The following is a 2,478-nucleotide window of genomic DNA, read 5'->3' as shown; positions in this document are numbered from 1 at the left end:
GCGCGTGTCGTAGCCTGCGCGCAGCATCGCGGGAAAGGCGAGTAATCCCATGAGCGTGACGACCGCGCCGACGATTCCGGTCGCTGTTGCAAACAACGCGCAGGTGAGAAGCGTCGCCACCGCGAGAGAGCCGGGAACGCCGCCCACCGCGATCTGAATGGAGTGGAACAAGCGGTCGAGAATGTTCGCTCGCTCTATGATATATCCCATGAATACGAAGAGCGGGATGGCGACGAGCGTGTCGTTCGTCATCGCGGAATAGGTGCGCTGCACGACAAGCGCGAATACGATGTCGCCCATGGCCATGTAGCCGAAACCGAAACCCAGGGCCATCAGCGTGAAGGCGATGGGAAATCCGAACATGATGAATACGATGAACAAGCCGAGCATCAACACGCCCAGCTCAGGATTACCCACCCCCCACGACGCCAGCATTAGATGCTTCCTTCCTTGATGCCTTCTTGTTCGGCTTTTTCGAGAATGAGTTTTTCTGTTTCTTCGACATCGTGAAGGCGCGGCGGCCATTCGCCCCGCTTCACGCATTCGATGCAGCGCACCACTTCCGCAGCGCCTTGAACGGCCATGAGCACTCCGACGATCGGGATCAGTGCCTTGAAGGGATAAATTGGCGGCCCGTTCGGTGAGTTCATGGAGTGCTCTCTCATCATCCAGGACATTTCCGTGAACGGGATGCCGGCGTAAACGAGCGCGAGAATTCCAGGGAAGAAGAAGAGGAAATAGAGAACGAGATCGAGCCCGGCCTGTCGGCGCGGAGACCAGCTGCGATAGAGGAAATCGCCTCTCACATGGCTGTTGCGGGCAAGCGTGTAAGGCCCCGCCACCATGAAGAGAAGCCCGTAGAGCATGTAGCTTGCATCGAAAGCCCATTCAGTCGGCGCGCGCAGCACATAGCGGGAGAAAACCTCATAGCAGACCGCGAAGGTGAGGACGACGATCGCCCAGCTCACCGTCTTGCCGATGAACGTGTTGATGCGGTCGATGGCATAGACGAAGCGCATGCGGAGAAGCCTTCCGGGTCATTCGTCGGGGCAAGGGTTGAGGTGCAAGAGTTGAGGTGCAAGAGTTGAGGACGGCACCATGGGCGCCATCCTCATGCATGAGAAACCTGCGGCGTCAGGTGCCTTAGGTCGTCTTGAAGAAGTGGTCGTAGGCCATCTCGCGCGATGGCTCGTTGAGGCGCTCATAGGCGTAGGTGCGTTGCACCCATGCCTTCTGGCTGTCGACGACCTTCTTGAAGAACGGATCTTTGGAGAATTCCTCGATCACCTTGTTCCATGCGTCGAGCTGCGCTTTCAGCACGGCCTCCGGTGTCTTCGTCACCTTCACGCCACGGCTTTTGATCACTTCCAGATCCTTCGAGTAGCGATCAAGGGCCTTCCAGGACATGTCGGCGGATTCCGCTTCGGCCGCATATTTGATGATGGCCTTCACCTCGGCGGGCTGCGCGTCGTACTTCGCCTTATTGAAGAGAAGCTCGAACGTCTCACCGGATTGGTGATAGCTCTGGAGCATCAGGTTCTTCGACACGTCGGGGAAGCCGAGTATCAGATCGGAGGAGGGATTGTTGAATTCCGCTCCGTCGATGACGCCGCGTTCGAGCGCGGGCACGATTTCACCGCCGGCGAGAATGGTGACGGCAGCACCCAGTTGGCGGTTGAGGTCGGCAGCCAAGCCGACAGTGCGGTACTTCAATCCCTTGAACGCATCCGCTGAAGTCACCTCGCTCTTGAACCAGCCGAGAGGCTGCGCCGGCATCGGGCCCGACAGGTAGCCGACGAGGTTGAGCTTGAGGATCTGCTGCTGCAGCTCGTTATAGAGATCGTAGCCGCCGCCGTAGTTCATCCAGGCCAGGAACGAATTGGCGTTCCAGCCGAGGGACGGGCCGGTGCCGAACAGGGCATAGGCCTTGTTCTTGCCGTACCAATAGGCCGCAACGCCGTGACCGCCGTCGAGAATGCCGGCATGCACCGCATCCTGTAGCTGGAAGGCGGGAACGACGGCGCCGGAAGCGAGAACGTCGATCTTGAGACGCCCGCCCGACATTTCGTTCACGCGCTTGGCGAAGTCGTTACAGAACTCGTGGAAGATGTCGCGGTTGGGCCAGGTGGATTGGAATTTCCAGGTGGCTGTCTGGGCTCGCGAGACCTGGGGAGCGGCAATCGTCGCGGCGGTGCCGAGACCGGCAACTTGCAGGAAATGACGACGGGAATGCTTGGACGATCTCGAAGGTGTGCCCTCCGAGGACTTGTCTTTCTTCATGCTTTCCTCCCTCACCCCCGATTGTTGTGAAGGACCGCGCTCTCTTATTGTGGAGCGCGTTAATCCATGAAGAATGCTGCGTCACTTTGTCATGAAATTCAAGTGCCGCCCACCTAAGGTCTAAGAGATGCGTTGGGAGTGCGTTCTTTTACTTGGTGCGCGCAGCATCTTTGCTTGTGAGAGCAGGATGAGGACTCC

Annotated in this window: 3 protein-coding genes; all 3 read right to left on the bottom strand. The window is 58.5% G+C overall.

The window, feature by feature from the left end; translation table 11 throughout:
• Positions 1-435 (bottom strand): TRAP transporter large permease subunit (locus tag ACXJKO_RS31205; protein WP_457094882.1); only part of this gene is annotated, 435 nt, incomplete at its 3' end.
• Positions 435-1,019 carry a TRAP transporter small permease subunit gene (locus ACXJKO_RS31200; RefSeq protein ID WP_457094881.1) on the bottom strand — a complete coding sequence of 195 codons (585 nt, stop codon included), beginning with the start codon at positions 1,017-1,019 and terminating at the stop codon, positions 435-437. The genes ACXJKO_RS31200 and ACXJKO_RS31205, both read right to left, overlap by 1 nt.
• 124 nt (positions 1,020-1,143) lie before the next feature.
• Entirely contained in the window at positions 1,144-2,280 is a 1,137-nt protein-coding gene (locus ACXJKO_RS31195) for a TRAP transporter substrate-binding protein (RefSeq protein WP_457094880.1), read from the bottom strand.
• Between the last annotated feature and the right edge of the window lie 198 nt (positions 2,281-2,478).

The sequence above is a fragment of the Microvirga sp. P5_D2 genome (assembly GCF_054049475.1).
This window is presented reverse-complemented; position numbering and strand designations above follow the sequence as displayed.

Excerpts from the sequence above, each read along its gene's own strand:
- ACXJKO_RS31200 (WP_457094881.1), bottom strand. The coding sequence starts at position 1,019 with ATGCGCTTCGTCTATGCCATCGACCGCATCAACACGTTCATCGGCAAG.
- ACXJKO_RS31195 (WP_457094880.1), bottom strand. The coding sequence starts at position 2,280 with ATGAAGAAAGACAAGTCCTCGGAGGGCACACCTTCGAGATCGTCCAAG.